Below are 3,335 nucleotides of genomic sequence, written 5' to 3' on the forward strand. Positions count from 1 at the left end.
GCCTTGCCGCGCACCGACTCGGCCCGCTCCTCGGCGGTGCGCACGGCCAGCCTGGCCTCCCCCTCCATGGCCCTGGCCTCGGCGAGCGCGGCGGCGGCCTCCTCCCTGGCGCGCCCCGCGGCCTCGGTGCCCGCCGAACCGAGCCCGTCGTCGGCGGCGGCCTGTTCGAGTTCGGCATTGCGCAGCCGCTCCTCGAGTTCGGCCAGTGCCGCGAGAGTCTCCTCCCTGGTGGCCTCGGCCTCGGCGCGCTGGGCGGTCAGGCGCTCGACCTCGGCGTGCGCCGAACGCGCGGCCTGCCCGAGCCTGCCCAGCCGCTCGTAGACGGCGATCATCGCCTGGTCGGATTCGTGCAGGGCCATCAGCGCGTGGTCGACGGCGTCCTTGCGATCGGCCTGCTCCTCGAGCGCCCCGGCCAGCGCGGCCTCCAGTTGCTCGGCGCGACGCTGGGCGGCGACGAGCTCGGCCTGCGCGGCATCGATGTCGGCCTGGATCTCGAGCTGACTCGGCGCGCGATCGGACCCGCCGAGCACCCAGCCGATACCGGTGAGATCGCCGTCGCGGGTGACCACGCGGGCCTCCGGGCGTTCGGCGAGCACCGCCGCGGCCGCGGGCAGGTCGTCCACGACGAGGACGCCCTCGGTCAGCGCCAGCACGCCTGCCCGCAGTTCCGGCGGGCATTCCACGACATCCGACAGCCGGTGCGTGCCCTCGGGCGGTGGTGTCGCGGCGGGCTCGGAGGCCCGGCCTGCCACACCGAACACCAGTGCCGCCCGGCCGCCGTCGGCTTGTTTGAGCGCGCTGAGCGCGGCGAGCGCGGCCTCGCCCGTCTCGGCGGTGACCGCGTCGGCGACCGGGCCGAGCACGGCGGCGACGGCGGCCTCGAATCCGGCGCGCACCCGCAGCACCCCCGACAGGGGGCCGAGCAGCCCGTCCGGGTGGTGTTCCACCAGCCAGGCCGAGCCGTCGCGGCGGGCCAGGCCCATGCCGAGCGCCTCGATGCGGGCGCTCAGCGAGGCCACCTGCTTGCTCGCGTCGCGATCCTGCGCGCGCAGCTCGGCCACCCGCTGGTCGGCGAGTTCGAGTGCCTGCACGGCGTGTTCGTGCTGGGCGTCGAGCCCCTCCTCGCCCGCGTCGAGCTCGCTCAGCTCGCCCTGCACGGCGTCGAACTCCTCCTGCGCGGCCTCGCCGCGCCTGCGCGCCTCGGCGATGGCCACCGACAGCCGGGCGATCTCGGCGTCGGCCGACTGCGCCCTGGTGCGCGTGTTGTCGACCTGACCGGACAGTCTCGCCAGGCCCTCCCTGCGGTCGGCGATGGCGCGCACCGCGGCCAGATGCGCCTGCTCGGCGGCCTTGGCGGCGTACTCGCGCTCGGCCAGCTGGTCGCGCGCGGCCTCCAGGGTCTCGGTGGCCATCTCGACGGCTTCGCGCAACTCGGCTTCCTCGGCCTCGATGCGGTCGGCCTCGACCTCGAGCTGGTCGGGATCGCGGCCGGTGCCGACCGGCGCCTGGGTACCGAGGTGACGGGCGCGGTCACCGGCGATGCGGATGGTCGCGTTGACCCGCTCGACCAGCGCGGACAGCTGGAACCAGGTCTGCGCCGCGGCCTCGGCGGCCGGATTCAGCCGGGAGAGCGCGAACTCCTGCTGGGCCAGCGCGGCATGGGCGGCGTCCAGTTCGGTCTGCACGGTGATCTGCTGCTCGCGGGCGTAGGCCTCCTTGCTCTGCCTGCCCGCCAGTTCGGCGCGCCGGGTGACCAGATCGTCGGCGGCCAGACGCAAGCGCGCGTCGCGCAGGTCGGCCTGCACGGTCTGGGCGCGCCTGGCCACCTCGGCCTGTCTGCCCAGCGGTTTGAGCTGGCGGCGCAGTTCGGTGGTCAGGTCGGTCAGGCGCGCGAGGTTGGCCTGCATGGCGTCGAGCTTGCGCAGCGCCTTCTCCTTGCGCTTGCGGTGCTTGAGCACGCCCGCCGCCTCCTCCACGAATGCGCGGCGGTCCTCGGGGCGCGATTCGAGGATGGCCGAGAGCTGCCCCTGGCCGACGATGACGTGCATCTCGCGGCCGATGCCGGAGTCGCTGAGCAGTTCCTGGACGTCCATCAGCCGGCAGGTGTTGCCGTTGATCTCGTATTCGCCCGCGCCGTCGCGGAACATTCGCCGGGTGATGGACACCTCGGCGTAGTCGATGGGCAGCGCGCCGTCGGAGTTGTCGATGGTGAGGGTGACCTCGGCGCGGCCGAGGGGTGCACGGCCCGAGGTGCCCGCGAAGATGACGTCCTGCATCTTGCCGCCGCGCAGCGCTTTGGCGCCCTGTTCGCCCATGACCCAGGTGAGCGCGTCGACGACATTGGACTTGCCCGAACCGTTGGGCCCGACCACACAGGTGATGCCCGGTTCGAAGCGCAGCGTCGTCGCGGACGCGAAGGACTTGAAACCCTTCAACGTCAGGCTCTTCAGGTGCAAATTCGGCGACCTTTCCTTGGCCGGGGCGGGCGAGGAGGCCATGCTATCGGCCGGTCACGACATGTCGTGGCACGCCCGACCCCCCGTGGCGCGAGTGCTGCCGCCCAGCCTAGCGAGCCGTGCCCGTCCGCCACAGCCCGATTGATGCTGGACAGTTGCCCAACAACGCACTCCGAATTCGCCCGTCCGCCCGCGGCGCCCGGTGCGCCGGCGGCCTCCGCCGAGCACTGCCGTTTCGGCCGTCCTGCGCCTACGATCCAGTCGGGGTCAAGGCGGTTACTTCACGGTTCGGGAGCGTTGGGCGGATGCGGGCACCATCGATCGGCACAGCCCTCCGGCTGACCCGGATCGCCGCCCTCGTCCTGGCCTGCCTGCTGTTCCTGCACGCCTGCGACCGCACCAGACGCCTGCTGCCCACCGACGTGTGGCTGGAGTTCGGCGCCGCCATCGCGCTGGCCGCGGGCGCGATGGTCGCCGCGTGGTTCGAGATCGCGCGCGCCGAGCGGATCGAGGAACAGGAGGAACTCGAGGCCAACGACCCGCCCGCCCCGCGCGCCGACGACCTGATCTACGACACCGCGACCCACGCCGTCCGCGCCAGGATCGCAGCCTCCGGCAATCTCGTCGTGCACGGCCGCGAACGCGGCGGCAGCTATCCGAGCCGGGAGTGGTCGTGGACCTTCCGCACCGGCGCCTTCCCGGCCATCCGTGCCGTCCTCGGCGGGGACGACGACGCCGACGTGCTGGAACTGCTCGAAGAGGTCATCCCCGAGCTCGACCCGGACAGCCGCACCGATCCCGGCGCCTGGCTGCGCGCCAACGGCGTGGCGGGCACCTACCGCGAGAAGGGCGACAACCCGACCCGCACCACCCACAAGC

General features: G+C 73.3%; 2 protein-coding genes. One reads left to right on the plus strand and one right to left on the minus strand.

Features of this window, described 5'->3' with window-relative positions:
* Positions 1 to 2,456, minus strand: a 2,456-nt coding sequence (gene smc, locus QH283_RS06930; RefSeq protein WP_280502185.1) for a chromosome segregation protein SMC, incomplete at its 3' end; no start/stop codon positions are given.
* Positions 2,457 to 2,761: 305 nt separating this feature from the next.
* Between smc and QH283_RS06935 the strand changes: the two genes are divergently transcribed.
* The coding region (locus tag QH283_RS06935) for a hypothetical protein (protein ID WP_280502186.1) at positions 2,762 to 3,335 on the plus strand (574 nt) is incomplete at its 3' end.

The organism is Nocardia farcinica (genome assembly GCF_029867845.1).
In the GTDB taxonomy this organism is placed as follows: Bacteria; Actinomycetota; Actinomycetes; order Mycobacteriales; family Mycobacteriaceae; genus Nocardia; species Nocardia farcinica_A.